This window comes from Bacillus cereus (genome assembly GCF_015071065.1).
In the GTDB taxonomy this organism is placed as follows: domain Bacteria; phylum Bacillota; class Bacilli; order Bacillales; family Bacillaceae_G; genus Bacillus_A; species Bacillus_A cereus_BA.
Window position 1 is genome coordinate 1 of record NZ_VOVA01000098.1, and the last position, 412, is coordinate 412.

Genomic DNA, 412 nt, shown 5'->3' on the forward strand with positions numbered 1-412 from the left:
GGATAGGCAGGGTTCTTATCGACTGTTATCACGCGAGGCTTAGAAACATACGAAAAAGCCAAGGTTTTCTTGAAAAAGCGCTTGGCTGCTTGTTTATCTCTTGATTTACTTAGATAAAAATCAATTGTATGACCCTCTGAATCAACTGCACGATATAAGTACATCCATTGACCTTTTACTTTAATATAGGTTGCATCGACTCTCCACGAGTCATTTGTTGATTTAAGATGATGTCGTACTTTCTCTTCTAATTGAGGTCCATATTGATGAACCCAGCGCATAATTGTTGTATGAGCAATAGACAAACCCCGTTCTTCCATCATTTCTACTAAATCACGAAAACTTAGGTTGTACCGTAGGTACCATCTTACCGTTAATAAGATAATATCAGACTGATAGTGTTTCCATTTGA

The 412-nt window shown here is 37.4% G+C and carries 1 protein-coding gene; it reads right to left on the bottom strand.

Going from position 1 to position 412, the window contains the following annotated elements; translation table 11 throughout:
* On the bottom strand, positions 1-412 hold a 412-nt coding region (locus tag FT637_RS29700), incomplete at both ends, for an IS6 family transposase (protein ID WP_193649263.1).